Genomic DNA, 18776 nt, shown 5'->3' with positions numbered 1-18776 from the left:
GCGTGCCGCCGATCTGCTTGCCATCGACCGAGACGGTGTAGAGCGCGTCGCCCTTGTAGGCGTCCTCGCTGATCTTGAAGATCAGCTGATCCGAGCCCGAACCAATGCTCGTTGAGGTAGGTGTCGAATCTGCCTTGGATGGAAGGGGATGATTAGTGCTGGTGGCACCATAAAGACCGGGATCCTGACCATCAGGCGCCGATACAGGATCCTGGGTTACCGCAACGGCGTTTGGGTTGTTGGAGTACGCCCGGATATAGTCGATCTTCGTCGTGATCGGGACGCCGGCCGCATCCGCGTCATTCTGCGTAGCGAGGTTAGCCACCAGATACATTGGCCCTGTCATATCGCTAGGCGTTGCCTGCGAGCCAACGAACTTTCCATCTACGTAGAAGCTGATTTTGTCTTTCTGCCAATCCATTCCGTAGGTGTGATATCCGCTGGCCTGCGCGGTCTCGCTGTAGACCTGCCGGTTCTGCTGCCAGGGGATGTTAGGCGTCTGATCCGTGGTGTGGATCGTGCTGTAGACACCTTTGTCGTTGCCGCCGTAGTGCTCGACGACGTCGAGTTCCTGCCAGCCAGACAAGTGGTTGGGATTGGCCGCAGCCTTGTCTGGCAAGAGCCAAAAGGCATCCCAGGCGCCCTTCGCGTCTGAAAGATCGGCCCGCATCTCGAAGTACCCATAGGTCTGCGAGAAGTTACCCTGCGTGTTGATTAGCCCTGACTCCCAACTGCCCGAATAGCCCGAGGCAGTCTTGTCTGCAACGGCGGTGATGGTCAGCACGCCGCCTTGAACTTTGAACGGGTCGTAGCCGGAGGCTGGGTCCACGAAAGAGGAATGTCCAAACCCAATATCCGAGTTGGCATCGAAGCGCCATTGAGAGCGGATGTCAGCCCATGTGGTACCGGCGCCGGTTTGCGAAATGCTGCGCGTGTTGAACTCGTCATCAAACGTCAGCTTGTAACCAGTCAGATCCAGCATAGCCCACCCCACTGCAGAATTATCGCAGTAGTACGCAGAAAAATCAAAAATCTCCTTCTAACTACTTAAAATGATCCGTATTGTGAGACGTAAGCATTTTTAGAAAAACGATTCGTTAATTGGGAAAAAAGGACCGTTTCCTGGGTGCGTGAATTATGCGCCTCAAAATCGTCCATCGGAGTCACGGTGCTTGTCGGGATTGTGCGCCTGGAAATCTAATGACGGGATAACGATCAAATCGATCCCGACATAGCGTTCAAGGAACGAGGTCCCCCTCTGTCCTGACAGCGAGTGTCCTGTGTGGATGGCTCCCGCATTGCAAGCGGCGAATTGAGCTTCTGACGCGTTGGTCGGGTGCAGTCTTGTGTCCGGCCTGTTGATGCAGTCGTTCTTGTGACTGCTGGCCCTGATGGTATCCGCGAGCTGGGTCCCACTCTGCTTTGCGGGCTATGATGCCCTGGACATTCAGCGGGGTGTCCCGGCTCCCGGTCTGACCGGTTCGCCATCAACTCTCATCGTCCTCGCAACTCGGAAAAGTGCTCCCCTTCCTGCTGTCAGGCGGCCGTGGCCGCTGGTGCGCGGTAGGTGCCGCCGCGGGTCATGATCGCCCAGGCGACCCGTGCGGTGCGGTTGGCCGCCGCAACGGTTACCACGCGCACTGGCTTGCGCTGGAGCAGCGCCGGCAGCCGTGGGTCGACCGACGTCGGCGCAGCCTTCGCGCGCCGGACCAGAGAGGTCATGCCGACCACGAGCAGGCGGCGCAGATAGCGGTCGCCCATGCGCGAGATCCGGCCCATGCGCTCTTTGCCGCCACTGCAGTTCTGCAGCGGTGTCAGCCCCAACGAAGCTGCGAACTGCCGACCGGAGCGGAAGCGCTCGGGCTCGCTCACTGAGGCGGCCAGCGCCGTTGCCGAGACGATGCCGACACCGGGGATCGTCGCCAGGCGCTGTGACAGGTCGCTGTCCCGATGCCAGGCCAACAACTCCTTCTCCAGCCGGGTGAGATGGATCTGTACGGCGCCGATCTGATCGGCCAGCCCGGTCACCACGCGTTGCGCCAGTGGTGGCACCTCGGCTGCGTCTCCGGCCGAGAGCCGGGCTGCCAGTTCGAGCGCGTGCCGCAGGCCCCGCGCCATCTCGATCCCGAACTCGGCGAGCAGGCCGCGGATCATGTTCACCAACTGCGTACGTTGCTTGACCAGCAGGTCGCGCGTCCTGTGCAGCGCCAGCGCTGCCTGCTGCTCGGTCGACTTCACCGGCACGAAGCGCATGCTCGGGCGCGTCACCGCCTCGCAGATGGCAGCGGCATCGTTCGCATCGGTTTTACCGCGCTTCACATACGGCTTCACGTAAGCGGGCGGCATCAGCCGAACCTCATGGCCGAGCTTCGTCAGTTCCCGGGCCCAGTGATGGGACGTTCCGCACGCCTCCATGCCGACCAGGCATCGAGGCAGCTTGGCGAAGAACGGCACGACCTGCGCCCGGCGTAGCGCCTTGCGAACGACGACGTGCCCAGCTGCATCAACGGCGTGAACCTGGAAAATGCTCTTGGCCAGATCGATGCCGACGGTGGTGATCTCCATGGGGATGGCTCCTGCATCTGCGTGGCTGCTGCTTTGACAGCAACCACATCTTGGCACCGAGATGCCGTCAGTCGGAGCGGGAGCCATCCACCCCATCTGCTTTGGGTGGAGGGTGTAAGAACGCGTTTGTGGTCTGGAAGGGCGTGAGAGCGTGTTGCGCAAAGAGCCCGGCTTTAAGCCTCGGATGGCGACGATGACCGGGCCGGCACCGAGGATCAACGAAGCCGGCGATTCGTGATAATTGACACGTTGATATCTGATCGCTCAATTGCACGAGCGCCTACAATGAAGCGGTTTATTCGACGAACTAGTCATCTCGACGTTCTGCAAGATGCTGCTTGACAATCCTCGCCGTTTGCGCCCGGCTGAGGGAGCTTACAAGACACGGAGGTCACCGTAGGCATGATGGTTTAGCGCCATCGAGCCGGCCTCCGACCGCGGCTCGATAGTGCCTTGATACACGGTCGCCGAGCGCAAGCAATGCTATCCCCTCTTACGTTTACTCGTTCTTCAAGGAATGCCGCCGATCTCGTAAGGAAGGCCTGGATTTATATTTGGAATAGGAAGGCATAATGCAGGCCGCAGACCCATCCCGTTTTGTCATTCGGCTTACTGATGTTTCACGCGAGCTTGGCATTTCATCGACGACTTTGCGCCAAATGTGCCGTCGAGGTAACGGTCCACCACTTCTACAAATTAGCGAACGTTGCTACGGTGTCCGTCGCGGCGAATTGGATCGATGGATCGAAAGTCGCAAGGTACCGTCCCCAAAGATCTAGGGCCGTCCGCTTCTCTGGGTTGTAGAGGGCATAATTGTAGACGCCGGCCACACCGGCCTTCGTGCCCGAGATGTGGTTCAGCACCGCCTCGACCACGTGCGGAAGCACCCCAAGGTTGCCCATGCCGGTGGCAACCGTTCGGCGTAGATCGTGAAGCCGCCACCCTGTCACGCCGCAGGCTTTGTCGAGCGCCGCCTTCGCCCTGGTGAATCCCTGGAAGCCGCCGGCACCGGAACCGAACACGAGATCACGCCCCTCGATCCGTGGCGCTTCTGCCAGAATCGCCAGCGCCGCGGCGGACAGCGGCACGTCATGCGCAAGCCCGTTCTTCGTCCGCTCGCCCGGCATGCTCCATAGGGCCCCTGCCAGATCGACTTCCGCCCAGGCCATGTCCGCTACCTCGTCGCGACGCTGGCCCGTGAGCAGCAGCAGGCGCACCACGCGGCCGAAGTCGCCCGCCGGCAGCGCGCCAAGGACAGCGCGGATCTCCTCCGGCTTTAGCACGCGCTGCCGCTTCTCATCCTGGATCGGCTTCCGCGTGCCGACCACCGGGTTCACGTCGGCTAGGCCTTCCTCGATCAGCCATCCGTAGAAAGCCGAGAGCGTCGTGCGCGCCCGGTTCGCTGCGTAGGGGCCCGAGGTCTTCGCAATCACGTTCAGCCGCTCGGCGACCATGGCGCGCGTCACTTCGGCAACGGGGATTCGATGCAGCGGTGACCAGGACAGCCGCATGTATCGCGTCGACTCACGCAGGCCGGTCGCCCGGATGCGATCCGACAGCCTCTCAAGGTAGGCGTCGACCTTCGACCCGACGGTGACGGCGGCTCGCTTGCGCGCCTGCTCGCGCTCGGCGCCAGGATCTCCGCCAAGCCGGACCCGCGCCAGCTTCTCCGCGGCGGCGCGGCGTGCATCGGCCGCCGACAGCACGCCGACCCGGCCCAGGCTCTCCCGCTTCGACTGTCCCAGGGCGTTCCGGTACTGGACGATCCAGACCCGCGACCCGCCGGCATTAGCCCGCATGCCGAAGCCCGGCAGGTCGTCGTCGAAGGCCAGCACGTAGAGCTTGCCTTCCGGCACCTTCAGGGCCGCTGCCGACTGGTTGGTGAGGCGCATGCTGGTAAGCGTATTGTAAGCAGCCAGTACGCGCGCCCTCGTGGCCGCCGCGTTCGAAGGAGAGGGTATCAGCAAAAACGTAAGAGGCAACAAGCGCCACTGGCAAATAATAAGCGGCCGATGGCGTCGCTATCTCTCCAAACATCTGATTTACACGGAGAGGGTCGGCGGTTCGAGCCCGTCACCGCCCACCAATCGTCACGACGGCTCGGGGCGGGTCGTCGGACCCAGCAGGCGTTCGATCCTCGGAAGCGCCTCGGCGACCGGCGTCGCGGATCGCTCCACGAGATGCCGGCGCCGCGTCGGTCCGTGCGATCCTCGGGCTCCGATCCCCGTCGGCCGCGCGGATGGCGGATGATGGCGCCTCGGGCGAAATGATGCTCTAGGCTCCGGCGGCGCCACCCAGGACCAGCGACATGCGAACCGTCATCCTCGCGCTTGCCATCACGATCGCGCCCGTCCCGGCGCTCGCCCTGTGCAGCTGCACCTGTGTCCAGGGAACCGCCGTCGCGCGATGCTCCTCGACCGCCGACAACGTGCCGATCTGCCAGCTGCTGTGCCCGCCCTCCGCTGCCGCGCAATCGGTCGCCGGTCCGTCGATCACGCTGCCGGGCGCGCCGCAGCGTCGCGTGGACCCGATCCAGATCAACGAGCAGAACCAACAGCTGCGCTCGCAGGGCATCACGCCCCGCGACGGCCAGCCCCTGGACCGCTGACCCGCGACACGCCCCCCCCGCGGCACCCGGTCCGGCCCCGATCCACCCTCCGCTCGGCCGGCCTGATCGCGCCGTCTCCGCACGATGGAGAGCGGCCGGCATAAGCCGGTCCGACGCCGGAATGCGGCCGGCCGACGGCAGGCTCGACGTCGCACGGGGACGTGCCCGTCCGGCCGATCCCGGAGCCGGGCGTCTCAATCCAGCCGCACCGGCGGCCCGACGGCATGGGCGAGGTCGTCGGCGAGCCAGGCGAGGGCGCCGCGGAACGGGCCGAGCAGGCCGACCTGGTGCCGGCGGTAGAGTAGGTCGTGGGCGAGCCGCGCGAACAGGCCGCGCAGGCGGCCGCCGCCGAAGGTGTAGCGCCCGAGCGTGCCCCAGCCGTTGTAGTCGGCCAGGGACACGAGCGCGCCCTTGTCGCGAAAGCGGAACGGCGCCATCGCGCCGCCGCGCCGCCACGCCTCGAAATGGCGCACGAGGTGCCGGGCCTGCTGGTGGGCCGCCTGCGCGGTCGCCGGCACCGGATGCCCCGCGCCGGGCTGCGGGCAGGCGGCGCAGTCGCCGAGCGCGAAGATCGCCGGGTCGCGCGTGGCCTGGAGGGTGTCGCCGACCACGAGCTGGCCGGTGCGCGACCGGTCGAGCCCCTCGATCCGGGCGAGCACCGCGGGCGCGCGCACCCCGGCGGCCCAGACCTTGATGTCGGCCTCGATCCGTCCGCCGTCCTTCAGCGTGAAGCCCGCGGCGTCGGCGCCGGTCACCAGGGCGCCGGTGCGCACGTCGACCGCGAGGTCGGCCAGGGTGGCCGCCGCGGCCCGGGAGACGCGATCGGGGAAGGCGGCGAGCAGGCGCGGGCCGCTCTCGATCAGGGTGAGGCGGAGCTTTTCGCGCAAGGCGCCGGTGCCGTAGCCGGCGATCACGTCGACGGCGTGCTTCAGCTCGGCCGCGAACTCGACGCCGGTCGCGCCGCCGCCGACGATGGCGATCCGCAGGCTGGCCTCCGAGCGCAGCGCCGCCAGCACCTGCCCGCGCAGGCGCCGGTGCAGCGCTTCCGCGTCGGAGAGGTCGTCGATCGTGGCGCAATGCTCGGCCACGCCCGGCGTCCCGAAATCGTTCGCGCGGCTGCCGAGGGCGAGGATCAGCACGTCGTAGCCGAGCTGCGTCGGCGCGAGGGCCGCTCCGTCGCCCTCCGCGACGAAGGGGGCGAGGGTCAGCTGCCGCGCGGCACGGTCGACGGCCTGCAGCGAGCCGAGCCGGAAGCGGAAATGGTTGGCCTTGGCCTGCGCGAGCAAGCTCAGCTTCTGCCGGTCCGGCAGCGCGGTGCCGGCGGCGAAGGTGTGCAGCATCGGCTTCCAGACATGGGACAGGGCCCGGTCGACCAGGGTGACCTGCGCCGCCCCGCTCCGGCCGAGGCGGCGGCCGAGGCCGGTCGCCACCGTGATCCCGGCGATGCCGCCGCCGACGATCACGATGCGGGTCGGTTCTGCCATGCCGGTTCCATCCTCGAGGTCGTCCCGGATCGGTCCGGTCGATGCTCGAACGCGCGCCACCGCGCCGCGGTTCGCTCGGTGCGCGACCGGACCCGGCCTCCGGGGGGCGACGGAACCGCTGCCGATCCGCTCGGCCGAACCCGGTCAGCTCAGGGTTCGCCCTCGACCTCGGAGGAAACTCGGATGATGCGGGTGCAGCGGCTTTGCTGGGTTGCCGTCCTGGCCGTTCTCGGCCGTGCCGATACAGCTTTCGCGCAGGAGCGGGGCCCCTACACCGACGACCTCGTGAAGTCGACATGGCCGCGCGGCGCCCGGATCGGCCTCGGCGCTCCCGTCTCGGAGCCCGATCACGGCCAGGGAACCGGCCCGAACGCGTCTCAGGACGCACGCTCCACGCGGTCCCATCGGCCGGTGCCGATGAGACCGGATGCGCGCTCCTTTCCCGATCAGCTCTCCAGCTCGCTGTCCCAGTACAGGTAGTCGAGCCAGGTGTGGTGGTAGTCGCGGTGGTCGAACTCGGGTTGGCGGTGGTGCAGCTCGTAGCGGGTCGGGCGGCGCGGCTCAGTCAGCAGTGGCATCTCGGCCTCGTGCGGGGTGCGGTTCGCCTTGCGCAGGTTGCACGGGCTGCAGGCGGCGACGACGTTCTCCCAGGTGGAGAGCCCGCCGCGGGAGCGCGGGTTGACGTGGTCGAAGGTCAGGCCGCCCGAGGGCAGGCGCAGGCCGCAATACTGGCACGAGAAGCTGTCGCGCAGGTAGATGTTGTAGCGGGTGAAGGCGGGGCTGCGGGCCAGCGTCACGTAGTTCTTCAGCGCCACCACGCTCGGCACCCGGAGCGCCCGGCTCGGGCTGCGCGCCTCGACGTCGTAGCTCGCCACCAGCGTCACGCGGTCGAGGAACAGGGCGGTGAAGGCGTCCTTCCAGCTCCACAACGAGAGCGGGTTGTAGGAGAGCGGCCGGTAATCCGCGTTGAGGACGAGGGTCTGGAGATCCATCATCGGCGCGACTCTTCGAACGAAAGCCATACGGGACAACGCGCGAGATCGACATTGCGCGCTGTCCCGAGGACAGGGTCGACGGGGGGATGGGGCTCTCGTGCGTCCGGGCGCGGGATCCGGCGGCCCGGCGGCGGCACCGTCTCGGCCGGAGGCATGGGACACGCGTGGCGCGCCGGGCGCGGTCGGCGACCGGCTGGGGCGGATACATCCGGCTCGCGGCGGGGTCCGGGTGCCAATCCGGTCGATCCCAGCCCTTCGCGAAGTGACGAAAAGGCCCTCTCCATCGGGGCTTAGTCTAATAGCAGCGTGACAGCCTTGTGAAGCTCCGCCCTGTCGCGGCCGACGCCGCACCCACAGATCGGTGGATCGACGGGGTCTTCGAAGCCGACGGCTGCCGGGACGAGGGGGCGCGTCAGCCCCAGCGCACGAACATCGCGATGAACACGGCGACCATGCTGGCCAGGAGCAGCGGGTGGCCGTCGACGATCGCGAACACTAGCAGGGAGATCGCGCCCGTGGCGATGCCGAGCATGACGGCGACGGCGGTCGGGTTCATCGCAGCATGGCTCGCGGCCGTTCAGATCTGAGCTCGGGGTCCGCCATCGATCCGGCCTCCGGCAGACCCCGTATCACGATCCGCGGATCGGCGCGGCACCGATCGGCGCCGCGCCGCGCACCGGGGCGATCAGTCGCCGACGACCTTGCCGTCCGGGCCGACCTTCACGGTCTGCTCGCGGTCGGCCAGCGCCACCTTGATCTCGTACTGCACCGATTTGCCGTCGCGCTCGACCTCGGCCTCGTAGGCCTTGCCGCCGCCCGCCTTCTGCTCGGCGATCGTCAGCGCGTCCTTCAACGACGTGGTGGCGTTCTGGAAATCGGCCGGCTTGAGGCGGGTGAAGTACCGCTCGATCGGCTGGTTCTCGGTCTTGTAGAGCGCGCCGCTGTCGGCATTGATGCCGTACTCGACGAGCTTGCCGTCCGGATAGACGACCTTGATGCTGTAATGCGTCGGGTTCTTGCCGTCCGCCTTCTCGAAATCCGCGTCGATGGCGCGGCCCTTCTCGCCCTGGGCCTCGGCCGTGGTCAGCGCCTGGGCGAGACCGACCTTGGTGGTCTTGGCGAGCTGGAACTCCTTCTGGTCGGACTCGGCCCTGGCCGCATGCGTCAGGCCGAGCGGAGCGGCGAGCAGGCCGGCGGCGATCAGGCCGGCGGTGAGGGTGAGACGGTTCGGCATGGCGTCGACTTCTTTCCCAATGCAGATGGTGGCCCGAATAACCGATCGACCGCCGCTTGGTTGCCTGCCCATCGAAAGACCTGTCCAGGCTCTCGCCGGCGGCCACGGCGCGTCGCCGGCCGCCGCGTCGAGACGGTCAGCGGCGTCCGGCGCGGTCGCGCAGGATCGCGACGAAGCCGGCCGCCGCGACGCGGCGGTCGCCGTCGTTGGCGACGGTGTCGTCGGCCTCCGCCGGGACCGCGCGGGCCAGGCGCGCGGCGAGGTCGCCGTCCTCGGGGCGGCCGCGGGCGGCAAGCCGTGCGGCCAGGATCTCGGGGGCGGCCGTGATCGCTACGACATGGACGCCGGGGAGCGTCCGGCGCGCCGCCTCGATCACCCGGCGCGAGACGTTGCACACCACGACCCGCCCCTGCTCGGCCTCGGTCAGCGCCTCGGCCGGGATCGCGTAGCCGAGGCCGTGCGCGCGCCAATGCAGGGGAAACGCGCCGGCCGCGGCGGCGCGGGAAAACTCCGCCTCGGCGATCTCGGCGTTGTCCTCGTGCGCCGAGGGCGGCCGGGTCACCAGGCGGCGCGGGAAGACGAAGCGCGGGTCGCCGGCCAGCTGCGCCCGCGCGGCGGCGATCACCGTGTCCTTGCCGGCCCCGCTCGGGCCGACCACGAGGACGAAGCCGCCCGCCATCACACCACCCGCGCGCCGGCGCGCCAGACCTCGCGGACGACGGGCACCCCTTGCGCCGTCCGCACGCGGACGAGGTCGGCGCGCAGGCCGGGCGCGATCCGGCCGCGGTCGTCGAGGCCGGTGGCGCGGGCCGGGTTGGCGGTGACGGTGGCGATGGCGGCGGCCAGGTCGATGCCGGGCACGCGCTCGGGCAGCTGGAACGCCGCCATCAGCAGGCTCGCCGGCACGTAGTCGGAGGACAGGATGCTGAGCAGGCCGGCCTCGGCGAGAGCGTGCGCCGCCACGTTGCCGGAATGCGAGCCGCCGCGGATCAGGTTGGGCGCGCCCATCATCACGGTGATGCCGGCCGCGTGCGAAGCCTCGGCCGCCTCGCGGGTGGTTGGGAACTCGGCGAGCGCGACCGCTTCGGCCCGCGACTGGGCGACGTCGGCCAGCGTCGTGTCGTCGTGGCTCGCCAGCGGGATGCCCTGCTCCCGGGCCAGCGCCACGAGGATCGGGCGGTTGCGGGCGTTGAGCGCGGCGCCGTCGCGGATCTTGCGCTCGGTGCCGGCCCGGATCGCCTCGATCGGCCGGCCGCCGCGGCCGGCATATTGATAATACTTCGCCATGTCGCGGAACTGCCGCTGCCCCGGCGTGTGGTCCATCAGCGAGATCAGGCCGACGGGATGACGCCGGACGAAGGCGCGGACGGTGTCGATCACGTCGGCCGACGGGATCTCGCAGCGCAGGTGCGTCCGGTGCTCGGCCCGGAACAGGTCGGCGGCGCGCGCGTCGGCGATGGCCTGCGCCAGCGCGTCGAGCTCGGAGCCGAGGCCGCTGCCGTCCGGGTCGGTGCCGGCGCGCAGCGAATCGAACACGGTGGTGATCCCCGAGGCGGCGATCTGCGCATCGTAGGCGAGCACGGCGCCCAGCGGATGCCAGCGCACGCCGGGGCGCGGCGCGTAGTGGCTTTCCAGGTGGTCGGTGTGCAGCTCGACCAGGCCGGGGACGAGGTGGTCGCCGCGGAGGTCCCGGCCGCGCTCCGGCGCCCGGCCCGCGCCGTGCTCGGCGATGCGGCCGTCCACGATCGCGAGCCAGCCGTCGACGACGCGGTCGGCCAGGACGAGGCGCGCGTTCTCGAGGATCTCGACCCGGTCCGCCATCGCTCCGCCGTCTCCGCTCATGCCGCGCCCGTTCATGCCGCGCCCTCTCATGCCGCGATCGGCGCGCGGAAATCCGCCACGTCCACGATCCGCGTCGCCACCGCCTCGCGTACGTCGGCGTCGTGGAAGATGCCGAGGATGCCCGCGCCCGCCGCCCGCTTCTCGCGGATCAGCGCGATCACGACGTCGCGGTTGCGGGCATCGAGCGAGGCGGTCGGCTCGTCCATCAGCACGAGGGGCCGGTCGGCGATCAACCCGCGGGCGATGTTCACCCGCTGCTGCTCGCCGCCCGAGAAGGTGGCCGGCGGCAGGTCCCACAGGCGCTCGGGCAGGTCGAGGCGCGCGAGCAGCGCCGCGGCGCGCGCGCGCGCCACATCGGCGTCGAGGCCACCCTCGATGCCCGCCGCCTCGACGATCGCGCGGGCGCCGACGCGGGGGATCACGCGCAGGAACTGCGAGACGTAGGCGACGACGTGCCGGCGCAGGGCCAGGATCGCGCGCGGCTCGGCCGTGGCGACGTCCACCGTGCGGGCTCCGTCCCAGATCCGGATCGCGCCGTGCTCGCAGCGGTAATTGCCGTAGGCCATCTTCAGGAGCGAGGATTTCCCGGTGCCGGACGCGCCGCCGAGCACCACGCACTCGCCCGCCGCGACGGCGAGGCTCGCGCCCGCGATCACCGGCAGCATCGTGCCGCCGCGCAGGTGCAGGGTGAAGCGCTTGCCCACGTCCTCGAAGGCGATCAGCGGCGGGGTCATGCGGCGAGCACCGAGGAGACGAGGAGCTGGGTGTAGGCGGCCTGCGGGTCGTCGAGGACCTGATCGGTCAGCCCGGTCTCGATCACCCGGCCGTGGCGCATCACCAGCACCCGGTGCGAGAGCAGGCGGGCGACGGCGAGGTCGTGGGTGACGATGATCACCGCGAGCCCGAGCTCGGCCACGAGCCCGCGGACCATGTCGAGCAGGCGCGCCTGCACCGAGACGTCGAGGCCCGAGGTCGGCTCGTCCATCAGCACGAGGCGGGGGCTCGTCACGAGGTTGCGGGCGATCTGCAGGCGCTGGCGCATGCCGCCGGAGAACCGCGTCGGCGGGTCGTCGATCCGGTCTGCGGCGATCTCGACGCGGCCGAGCCAGTCGAGGGCGGTGGCGCGGATGCGGCCGTAATGGCGCTCGCCGACGCCCATCAGCCGCTCGCCGACGTTGCCGCCGGCCGAGACCGCCATGCGCAGGCCCTGCGACGCGTCCTGGCGCACGAAGCCCCAGTCGGTGCGCATCAGCGCCCGGCGCTCGGCCGCGCTCAAGGTCGCGAGGTCGCGGCTGGCGCCGTCGCGCATCCGGTAGGCGACCGAGCCCGCATCCGCCGCGACCTCGCCGGCGACCAGGCCGAGCAGGGTCGACTTGCCGGAGCCGGATTCGCCGACCACCGCCAGCACCTCGCCCGCCTCCAAAGTGAAGCCGACGCCGTCGCAGGCGGTGCGCGCGCCGTAGCGCTTGGTCAGGCCGGAGACCGTGAGCAGGGGGGCGGTCATGATCGTTCCTCCGCTCCGTTCTTCCCTCCCCCCGGCGGATCTCGGACTTGCCCGAGATCCGCACACCGTGTGCCCAAGTCGGGCAGGCCCGACTTGGGTGCGGGGGAGGGTGGGCCTCGCGTGAGCGAGGGTCGGGAGAGGGGAGCGACAGTGCCGGATACCGCGCTCCCCTCTCCCGACCCGCTCCGCGGCTCCCCCTCCCCCGCAGAGGGGGGAGGGGGAGCCGCCGGCCCGAACCCGCACCGGCGCCGGTCCTCGCAATGATCGGTGTCGGAGCAGACGAACATCCGCCCGCCGGCATCGTCGAGGACGACCTCGTCGAGGTAGGCGTCGTCCGCCCCGCACAGGGCGCAGGGGCGGTCGAAGCGTTGGATTTGGAAGGGATGGTCCTCGAAGTAGAGGCTGCGCACCCGCGTGTAGGGCGGCACCGCGTAGATGCGCTTCTCGCGGCCGGCGCCGAAGAGCTGCAGGGCGGGGCAGTCGTCCATCTTCGGGTTGTCGAACTTCGGCGTCGGCGACGGGTCCATGACGTAGCGGCCCGCGACCTCGACGGGGTAGGCGTAGGTGGTGGCGATGTGGCCGTGGCGGGCGATGTCCTCGTAGAGCTTGACGTGCATCGGCCCGTACTCGGCGAGCGCGTGGAGCTGGCGCGTCTCGGTCTCGCGCGGCTCGAGGAAGCGCAGGGGCTCCGGGATCGGCACCTGGTAGACCAAGACCTGGCCCTCCCTCAGCGGCGCCTCCGGGATACGGTGGCGGGTCTGGATCACCGTGGCCTCCACCGTCCGCGTGGTGGTGGCGATGCCGGCGGTGGCCGAGAAGAAGCGCCGGATCGAGACCGCGTTCGTGGTGTCGTCGGCGCCCTGGTCGATCACCTTGAGCACGTCGGACGCCCCCAGGATCGCGGCGGTGACCTGGACCCCGCCGGTGCCCCAGCCGTAGGGCATCGGCATCTCGCGGGCGGCGAAGGGCACCTGGTAGCCGGGGATCGCGATCGCCTTGAGGATCGCCCGGCGGATCATCCGCTTGGTGCCCTCGTCGAGGTAGGCGAAGTTGTAGCCGGTCTCCGGCCGCGCGGCGGGCGTGCTCATTCGGCGGCCTCCCGAAGCGCTTCGTCCGGCCCGGACTCTCCCGTCCGCGCGGCGTGCTCGGCGCGCAGGCGGCGCAGCAGCTCCAGCTCGGCCTGGAAGTCGACGTAGTGCGGCAGCTTGAGGTGCTCGACGAAGCCCGTCGCCTGCAGGCTGTCGCAATGGGCGAGCACGAATTCCTGGTCCTGCGCCGGGGCGACCAGCGCCTCGCCGAGCTCGGCCGCGCGCAGCGACCGGTCGACCAGGGCCATCGCCATCGCCTTGCGCTCGCCCTGGCCGAAGACGAGCCCGTAGCCGCGGGTGAACCGGGGCGGGACGTCGCCGCCGCCGTGGAACTGGGCGAGCATCTGGCACTCGGTCATCGCCACGGCGCCGAGCTGCACCGGGAAGCCGAGCTCCTCGGGGACGAGCTCCAGCGCCACGGTGCCGAAGCGGACCTCGCCGACGAAGGGATGGGTGCGGCCGTAGCCGCGCTGCGTCGAGTAGGCCAGCGCCAGCACGAAGCCCTCGTCGCCCCGCGCCAGCGTCTGCAGCCGGACCGCACGGTCGGCCGGGTAGTCGACCGGCTCGCGGGTCAGGTCGCCGACGGGGGCGCCCTCGTCCCGGGGCGACGGCTCGATCAGGCCGGCCTCGCCGAGGAAGTCGGTCACGCGCGGGCAGGCGGCCGCGTCCGGGCCGGGCTCGGCCTCCGCGCCGGGCTCGGGCACCATGCCCTCGGCGAGCGAGAAATTGATCAGGCGATGGGTGTAGTCGAAGGTCGGGCCGAGCACCTGCCCGCCGGGCAGGTCCTTGAAGGTCGCCGAGACCCGGCGCGCCACCGCCATCGCCGCGGTCTCCACCGGCAGGGTGGCACCGAAGCGCGGCAGGGTGGTGCGGTAGGCGCGGACCAGGAACACCGCCTCGACGACGTCGCCGCGGGCCTGCTTGAGGGCGAGCGCGGCCAGATCCGGATCGTGGAGCGAGCCCTCGGTCATCACCCGGTCGACCAGCAGCCGCATCTGCTCGCGGATCTGCGCCACGGTGAGGTCGGGCACCGACGGGTCGCCCCGGCGCGTCTCGGCGAGCAGCCGGTGGGCGTTGTCGATCGCGGCCTCGCCGCCCTTCACCGCCACGTACATCGGTCTACGCCTCCGAAGGGACGGGCGAAGGGGCGGCCGAAGGGACGGGCCGCGACGAGCGCGGCAGCCCGGCGACGACGCCCGGCGCGGTGAGCACGAGGTCGAGCCCGCGCGGGAAGGCGGCGTGGTTCGCCGCAAGGCGCGCCGGCCAGTCCGCCGGCAGCGGCGCGGCGGCGAGCCGGATGCGGCCGCGGATGCCGGGACCTTTGAAGGCGGCGCCATCCTCGGACAGGCGGTCGAGGGCCAGCACCAGGGTGGCGGAGGTGTCGGGATAGTCGGGCGAGCCCTGCGCGAACGCCGCGAAGGGCGGGCAGGCGGCAGGATCCGCGATCAGCGCGAAGGCCGCGTCGGCGGGCTCGGCGACGATCGGTGCGCCGGTGTGGAAGCGCAGGAACGCGGCCACCGCCGGGTTCGCGGCGAGCGGCGCGTCGAGCCAGACCGGCGTGTCGGCATCGGTCAGCGCCAGCGCGACGGCGGCGAGTTCGGGCGTGAGGGGGGCGGGCGGAGAAAGGTCGCTTGCGAGCCGCCCGATGCGGCCCGGCCGGGCGAGCGCATCCATCAGCGTGCGGAACGTCCCTTGCGCGTCGTGGACCGGGTCGGCGAAGCCGCGGGCGAGCGCCATCAATCCTCGCCCCGCGCCAGGGTGAAGAAGTTCACCCGCGTCGCCGCGATCTTTCGCGCCGCGGCGGCCGCTTCCGAGGCGCGGCGTTCGGCGATCCCCGCCAGGGCGGCCTCGACCGCCCCGCGCCGCGCCGGGTGCTGCCAATGCGCGTCGAGGATCGCGGCGAGCCGGGCGCGCGGACGGTCGCGGCCGAGATGGTAGGCGAAGCCGGTCTCGCCGCCGGACAGGCGCACCGCCGCCCGGGTCACCGTCGCCTCGCCGACGTTGAAGGCGCGCCCGTCGCCGCCGATGCGGCCGCGCGCCATGACGAGGCCGGTCTCGGGCGCGCGTAGATCCTCGGCCTCGCAGGACAGCCCGGTCTCGGCGAGAACGGCCTCGAGCTCGGCGAGCGAGGCCGCCCCGGCACGCGCCATCGCGGCGCGACGGGCTTCGACCTCTGGCGTTGCCGGGTCGGGTGCTGTTTGGCTGGCGCGCGGCATTCGCGTTCGAAGGCCTCCGATTTGTCTATAGATATAGACAAATCCAATCGTGGACGCAAGGGACGATGCGATCCGTCATGGACGAGGCGAGCGACACCCCGGTGACATCCGCCCGCGCCGGCCCCGTCGAGCGCGGCGCGGGCCTGGCCGCGTGGCGCCAGATCGCCGACGCGATCGGCGGCGCGATCGCGGGCGGCGAATTTCCGGCCGGCAGCCAGCTTCCCACCGAGGCGGCGCTGGCGGCCCGGTTCGGGGTGAACCGCCACACCGTGCGCCGCGCCCTTGGGACGCTGGCCGAGCGCGGCCTGGTGCGGGCGACGCAGGGGCGCGGCACCTTCGTCGAGCCGGGGCCGATCCCCTATCCGATCGGGCCGCGCACCCGGTTCTCCGAGATCGTCACCCGGGCCGGCCGCCAGGCCTGGGGCGACCTCGTCGCGGCGGCGACGGTGCCAGCGAGCCTCGAGACGGCGGAGGCCCTGGGGCTCGCGGCCGGCGATCCGGTGATCGAGATGCTGACCCTGCACCGGGCCGACGACGCCCCGATCTCGGCGGCGCGGATCGCCCTGCCGCTGCCGCGCTTCGCCGGCTTCGCCGAGGCCTACGCCGCCTCCGGCTCGATCACCCGCGCCTTCGCCGGGTTCGGCATCGCCGACTACACCCGCCTCTCGACGCGGATCGGGGCACGCACCGCCACCGCGGAGGAGGCCAGCCGCCTCGACGTGGCGCCGGGGCGGACCCTGCTCACGGTCGCCAGCGTCAACGTCGACGCCGCCGGCAAACGCATCCTGGCCGCGGCCTCCGTGTTCGTCGCCGACCGGGTCGAGCTGGTGGTGGATTAGCGGCGATGCCGCCGGCCGCGACGAGGGACTGAACCAGGCCTGAGTGCCGCTCCTGCGCGCGAAGCGCCCGGCAGGGGCGCCCTTGCGGACCGTCGGTCGGCTATTTCGCTGCTGCGGTCTTCAGGCGCGCTTTCGGCGGCCCTGCGGACGCCGCCGCGAGCAACGTCGCCCAATCGTCGGGGGGATGGCCCTTGTCGAGCATCCGCTCGAACACGGCATAGGCGTCGGTCTTCGCGCCGTAGGTGCGCAGCGTCTCCGCGTCGTTCACCCACGCATAGATCAGGATCCTGGTCCGGCTGTCGTAGCGGAAGAACGGGCGGAAGCGGCCGTTGCCGAACTTGGCCCGGAACCAATGCTTTCGGGACGCGCCGAGGGGGTCGCCCTGGCGGTACTCGGCCCGGGACGGGTCCTGCGGGACGGTCTCGAACATCAATCTCCGCAAGACCGCGAGCAGCTTCGCGTTGGCGGTCCTGCGGTACCCGTCCGGGTCGTCGGCCTTGGCCTTCTCCACGGTGGCGGTCAGCGTCTCGAGCTGGTCGAGCAGCAGCGGATGGGCGAAGATCGTCCACGCGCCGACGACCGTCATCGATCAGAGTGCCACGGGACCGTCGATGTCCGCGCCGGGATCGGCGTCGATCCCCTCGGCGAGGGCCGACATGCGCTCCATCAGATCGGCGGGGAAGGGCGTGATGGCCTGCGGCCGGCGCGCCATGTCCTGGGCGAGGAAGGCCAGGAATCCCTCGATCACGGGGTCCGCCTCCTCGACCTCGACGCGGGTGAGGCGCACGCCGCCCTCGTCGACGACGTAGGCGATCTCGCCGCCGTAGCTGACGCCCAGGGCCTGGCACACGACCTTCGGGACGGTCGTCTGGCCCTTCGCGGTGATCTTGCTGCGCTCTCGTACGAGGGGACCCATCGCGGCCTCGGCGGCTTGAGGTAAGGAATTTCCCTTCCCTCGTCGGCAGCCTTCGAAGCAAGCGCGTCGCGGCGCAAGGCGACGCCCTATGCTCCCCGGCATGGGCAGGGCCGCCGAGGGCGGCGTTGCTCGCAGGTGCCCGGGTTGACTACTGACCCCGGATGCGAGGCGCACGCGCCCCCCGGCAGGATACGCAACCCATGACCGAGCCATCGGCCCGCCACGTCGTGATCATCGGTTCGGGGGCGGTCGGGACCGTGAGCGCGCTCGAATGCCTGCGCGCCGGCCATCGCGTCACGGTGGTCGATCCGGGCGTGCCCGGCGGGGAGCAGGCGTCGAGCTACGGCAATGCCGGCTGGCTCTCGTCGCACTCGGTGATCCCGCCGGCGGAGCCCGGCATCTGGAAGCGCGTGCCGTCCTACCTCGCCGACCCGCTCGGGCCGCTGGCCATCCGCTGGCGCTACCTGCCCCGGGTGCTGCCCTGGCTGGTGCGCTACATCTGGGCGGCGCGCACCGGGCGGCAGATCGCCGAGACGGCGCGGGCGATGCGCACCCTGCTGGCGGATGCGCCCCGCCTCCATGCCGGCCTCGCCGAGGAGGCCGGCCTCGGCCACCTGATCGAGCGGCGCGGCCTGCTGCACGTCTATCCCGACCGGGCGGCCTTCGCGGCCGACGCCGCGGCCTGGGCGATCCGCCGCGCGGTCGGCGTGCGATGGCTCGAGCTCTCGGCCGACGAGCTGCGCCAGCGCGAGCCGACCCTGCATCGCCGCTACACCTTCGGGGTGATGGTCGAGGAGGCGGGCCATTGCCGCGACCCGGGCGGCTACGTCGCCGGGCTCGCCGACCTCGCCCGCGCCCGCGGCGCGACCTACGCCCGCACCCGCGCCACCGGGTTCCGCCTCGACGCGGGTCGGCTCGTCGCGGTGGAGACCGAGGCCGGCGCGATCCCGTGCGACCGGGCGGTGGTCGCCGCCGGCGCCCGCTCGGGCGCGCTGACCGCGAGCCTCGGCGACCGGCTGCCGCTGGAGAGCGAGCGCGGCTACCACGTGATGATCGCCGGTGCCGAGGCGGGGCCGCGCACCCCGGTGATGGCCTCGGACGCCAAGATGGTGGTCAACGCCATGGACGGCGGCCTGCGCGCGGCGGGCCAGGTCGAGTTCGCCGGGCTCGACGCGGCGCCGAACTGGAAGCGCGCCGAGATCCTGCGCGACCACCTGACCGGCATGTTCCCGGACCTGCCCGCGACCGTGCCGGCCGAGCGGATCCGGATGTGGCTCGGCCATCGCCCGAGCATGCCGGACGGGCGGCCCTGCATCGGCCGCGCCCGCCGCACCGGGGACGTGGTCTACGCCTTCGGCCACGGCCATGTCGGCCTCGTCGGGTCGGCGCGCACCGGGCGCCTCGTCGCCCAGCTCGTCGGCGGCGAGGCGCCCGAGATCCCGCTGGCGCCGTTCGACCCCGGCCGCTTTCTGTAGGGAAGCGGCA

20 protein-coding genes are annotated in these 18776 nt (G+C 70.8%); 3 read left to right on the top strand and 17 right to left on the bottom strand.

The genetic code is table 11. From position 1 onward, the window contains the following. From FV227_RS16500 to FV227_RS16485, 3 genes are all read right to left on the bottom strand, one after another. Positions 1-982: glycoside hydrolase family 16 protein (locus FV227_RS16500; protein WP_147859465.1), on the bottom strand; the 982-nt coding region annotated here is incomplete at its 3' end. Between the two features lie 554 nt (positions 983-1536). Then, positions 1537-2565, bottom strand: a complete 1029-nt coding sequence (locus FV227_RS16495; RefSeq protein ID WP_058192496.1) for an IS110 family transposase — start codon at positions 2563-2565, stop codon at positions 1537-1539. 689 nt (positions 2566-3254) lie between these two features. Continuing rightward, on the bottom strand, positions 3255-4457 hold the full coding sequence (locus FV227_RS16485) for a site-specific integrase (RefSeq protein WP_147859463.1): 1203 nt from the start codon (positions 4455-4457) through the stop codon (positions 3255-3257). A gap of 416 nt (positions 4458-4873) precedes the next feature. Between FV227_RS16485 and FV227_RS16480 the strand changes: the two genes are divergently transcribed. Further along, positions 4874-5173: a hypothetical protein gene (locus tag FV227_RS16480; RefSeq protein ID WP_147843592.1), complete on the top strand. Its 300-nt coding sequence runs from the start codon at positions 4874-4876 to the stop codon at positions 5171-5173. A 194-nt stretch (positions 5174-5367) separates the two neighbouring features. Here the strand turns inward: FV227_RS16480 and FV227_RS16475 are convergent, their stop codons facing one another. The 12 genes from FV227_RS16475 to phnG form a co-directional block, all read right to left on the bottom strand. Then, positions 5368-6657 (bottom strand): NAD(P)/FAD-dependent oxidoreductase, encoded by a 1290-nt coding sequence (locus tag FV227_RS16475; RefSeq protein ID WP_147859462.1) that lies wholly within the window; start codon positions 6655-6657, stop codon positions 5368-5370. 446 nt (positions 6658-7103) lie between these two features. Continuing rightward, entirely contained in the window at positions 7104-7652 is a 549-nt protein-coding gene (locus FV227_RS16470; protein ID WP_147729215.1) for an HNH endonuclease, read from the bottom strand. 412 nt (positions 7653-8064) lie between these two features. Next, the gene (locus FV227_RS29100; RefSeq protein WP_187274846.1) at positions 8065-8208 is read right to left on the bottom strand and encodes a hypothetical protein; all 144 of its coding nucleotides are present in this window, start codon (positions 8206-8208) and stop codon (positions 8065-8067) included. 129 nt (positions 8209-8337) lie between these two features. Continuing rightward, a complete protein-coding gene (locus tag FV227_RS16465; RefSeq protein ID WP_147729214.1) occupies positions 8338-8886 on the bottom strand; it encodes a PepSY domain-containing protein in 549 nt (182 codons plus the stop codon). A 136-nt stretch (positions 8887-9022) separates the two neighbouring features. Continuing rightward, positions 9023-9565: a phosphonate metabolism protein/1,5-bisphosphokinase (PRPP-forming) PhnN gene (gene phnN / locus FV227_RS16460; protein ID WP_187274845.1), complete on the bottom strand. Its 543-nt coding sequence runs from the start codon at positions 9563-9565 to the stop codon at positions 9023-9025. Further along, a complete protein-coding gene (locus tag FV227_RS16455) occupies positions 9565-10707 on the bottom strand; it encodes an alpha-D-ribose 1-methylphosphonate 5-triphosphate diphosphatase (protein ID WP_147729705.1) in 1143 nt (380 codons plus the stop codon). Before FV227_RS16455 ends, phnN begins: the two co-directional genes overlap by 1 nt. 47 nt (positions 10708-10754) lie before the next feature. After that, a complete protein-coding gene (gene phnL / locus FV227_RS16450; RefSeq protein WP_147859460.1) occupies positions 10755-11462 on the bottom strand; it encodes a phosphonate C-P lyase system protein PhnL in 708 nt (235 codons plus the stop codon). Continuing rightward, positions 11459-12232, bottom strand: coding sequence for a phosphonate C-P lyase system protein PhnK (phnK, locus tag FV227_RS16445; protein WP_147729897.1), 774 nt, complete (start codon positions 12230-12232; stop codon positions 11459-11461). Before phnK ends, phnL begins: the two co-directional genes overlap by 4 nt. After that, the gene (locus tag FV227_RS16440) at positions 12229-13320 is read right to left on the bottom strand and encodes an alpha-D-ribose 1-methylphosphonate 5-phosphate C-P-lyase PhnJ (RefSeq protein WP_246686436.1); all 1092 of its coding nucleotides are present in this window, start codon (positions 13318-13320) and stop codon (positions 12229-12231) included. The genes phnK and FV227_RS16440 overlap by 4 nt, the downstream gene beginning before the upstream one ends. Further along, complete coding sequence (locus FV227_RS16435) at positions 13317-14435, bottom strand: carbon-phosphorus lyase complex subunit PhnI (RefSeq protein ID WP_147729597.1); 1119 nt, start codon at positions 14433-14435, stop codon at positions 13317-13319. The genes FV227_RS16440 and FV227_RS16435 overlap by 4 nt, the downstream gene beginning before the upstream one ends. Positions 14436-14439: 4 nt before the next feature. Next, positions 14440-15057, bottom strand: a complete 618-nt coding sequence (gene phnH, locus FV227_RS16430; protein ID WP_147859459.1) for a phosphonate C-P lyase system protein PhnH — start codon at positions 15055-15057, stop codon at positions 14440-14442. Then, positions 15057-15536, bottom strand: a complete 480-nt coding sequence (phnG, locus tag FV227_RS16425) for a phosphonate C-P lyase system protein PhnG (protein ID WP_281406281.1) — start codon at positions 15534-15536, stop codon at positions 15057-15059. The genes phnH and phnG overlap by 1 nt, the downstream gene beginning before the upstream one ends. Before the next feature lie 77 nt (positions 15537-15613). Between phnG and phnF the strand changes: the two genes are divergently transcribed. Further along, on the top strand, positions 15614-16375 hold the full coding sequence (gene phnF, locus FV227_RS16420) for a phosphonate metabolism transcriptional regulator PhnF (RefSeq protein ID WP_147859457.1): 762 nt from the start codon (positions 15614-15616) through the stop codon (positions 16373-16375). 100 nt (positions 16376-16475) lie between these two features. Here phnF and FV227_RS16415 read toward each other — a convergent pair whose 3' ends face one another. Beyond that, positions 16476-16961 (bottom strand): type II toxin-antitoxin system YhaV family toxin, encoded by a 486-nt coding sequence (locus FV227_RS16415; protein ID WP_147729539.1) that lies wholly within the window; start codon positions 16959-16961, stop codon positions 16476-16478. Between the two features lie 3 nt (positions 16962-16964). Beyond that, positions 16965-17291 carry a type II toxin-antitoxin system PrlF family antitoxin gene (locus FV227_RS16410; RefSeq protein WP_147729540.1) on the bottom strand — a complete coding sequence of 109 codons (327 nt, stop codon included), beginning with the start codon at positions 17289-17291 and terminating at the stop codon, positions 16965-16967. Between the two features lie 200 nt (positions 17292-17491). Between FV227_RS16410 and FV227_RS16405 the strand changes: the two genes are divergently transcribed. Then, the gene (locus FV227_RS16405; protein WP_147859456.1) at positions 17492-18766 is read left to right on the top strand and encodes an FAD-dependent oxidoreductase; all 1275 of its coding nucleotides are present in this window, start codon (positions 17492-17494) and stop codon (positions 18764-18766) included. The last annotated feature ends 10 nt before the right edge of the window (positions 18767-18776 follow it).

This window comes from Methylobacterium sp. WL119, from assembly GCF_008039875.1.
Lineage (GTDB): Bacteria > Pseudomonadota > Alphaproteobacteria > Rhizobiales > Beijerinckiaceae > Methylobacterium.
This window is presented reverse-complemented; position numbering and strand designations above follow the sequence as displayed.

Bases quoted from the DNA above. Each gene is read 5' to 3' on its own strand.
- FV227_RS16495 (WP_058192496.1), bottom strand. From the start codon at position 2,565: ATGGAGATCACCACCGTCGGCATCGATCTGGCCAAGAGCATTTTCCAG.
- FV227_RS16485 (WP_147859463.1), bottom strand. From the start codon at position 4,457: ATGCGCCTCACCAACCAGTCGGCAGCGGCCCTGAAGGTGCCGGAAGGC.
- FV227_RS16480 (WP_147843592.1), top strand. From the start codon at position 4,874: ATGCGAACCGTCATCCTCGCGCTTGCCATCACGATCGCGCCCGTCCCG.
- FV227_RS16475 (WP_147859462.1), bottom strand. From the start codon at position 6,657: ATGGCAGAACCGACCCGCATCGTGATCGTCGGCGGCGGCATCGCCGGG.
- FV227_RS16470 (WP_147729215.1), bottom strand. From the start codon at position 7,652: ATGATGGATCTCCAGACCCTCGTCCTCAACGCGGATTACCGGCCGCTC.
- FV227_RS29100 (WP_187274846.1), bottom strand. From the start codon at position 8,208: ATGAACCCGACCGCCGTCGCCGTCATGCTCGGCATCGCCACGGGCGCG.
- FV227_RS16465 (WP_147729214.1), bottom strand. From the start codon at position 8,886: ATGCCGAACCGTCTCACCCTCACCGCCGGCCTGATCGCCGCCGGCCTG.
- phnN (WP_187274845.1), bottom strand. From the start codon at position 9,565: ATGGCGGGCGGCTTCGTCCTCGTGGTCGGCCCGAGCGGGGCCGGCAAG.
- FV227_RS16455 (WP_147729705.1), bottom strand. From the start codon at position 10,707: ATGGCGGACCGGGTCGAGATCCTCGAGAACGCGCGCCTCGTCCTGGCC.
- phnL (WP_147859460.1), bottom strand. From the start codon at position 11,462: ATGACCCCGCCGCTGATCGCCTTCGAGGACGTGGGCAAGCGCTTCACC.
- phnK (WP_147729897.1), bottom strand. From the start codon at position 12,232: ATGACCGCCCCCCTGCTCACGGTCTCCGGCCTGACCAAGCGCTACGGC.
- FV227_RS16440 (WP_246686436.1), bottom strand. From the start codon at position 13,320: ATGAGCACGCCCGCCGCGCGGCCGGAGACCGGCTACAACTTCGCCTAC.
- FV227_RS16435 (WP_147729597.1), bottom strand. From the start codon at position 14,435: ATGTACGTGGCGGTGAAGGGCGGCGAGGCCGCGATCGACAACGCCCAC.
- phnH (WP_147859459.1), bottom strand. From the start codon at position 15,057: ATGGCGCTCGCCCGCGGCTTCGCCGACCCGGTCCACGACGCGCAAGGG.
- phnG (WP_281406281.1), bottom strand. From the start codon at position 15,536: ATGCCGCGCGCCAGCCAAACAGCACCCGACCCGGCAACGCCAGAGGTC.
- phnF (WP_147859457.1), top strand. From the start codon at position 15,614: ATGGACGAGGCGAGCGACACCCCGGTGACATCCGCCCGCGCCGGCCCC.
- FV227_RS16415 (WP_147729539.1), bottom strand. From the start codon at position 16,961: ATGACGGTCGTCGGCGCGTGGACGATCTTCGCCCATCCGCTGCTGCTC.
- FV227_RS16410 (WP_147729540.1), bottom strand. From the start codon at position 17,291: ATGGGTCCCCTCGTACGAGAGCGCAGCAAGATCACCGCGAAGGGCCAG.
- FV227_RS16405 (WP_147859456.1), top strand. From the start codon at position 17,492: ATGACCGAGCCATCGGCCCGCCACGTCGTGATCATCGGTTCGGGGGCG.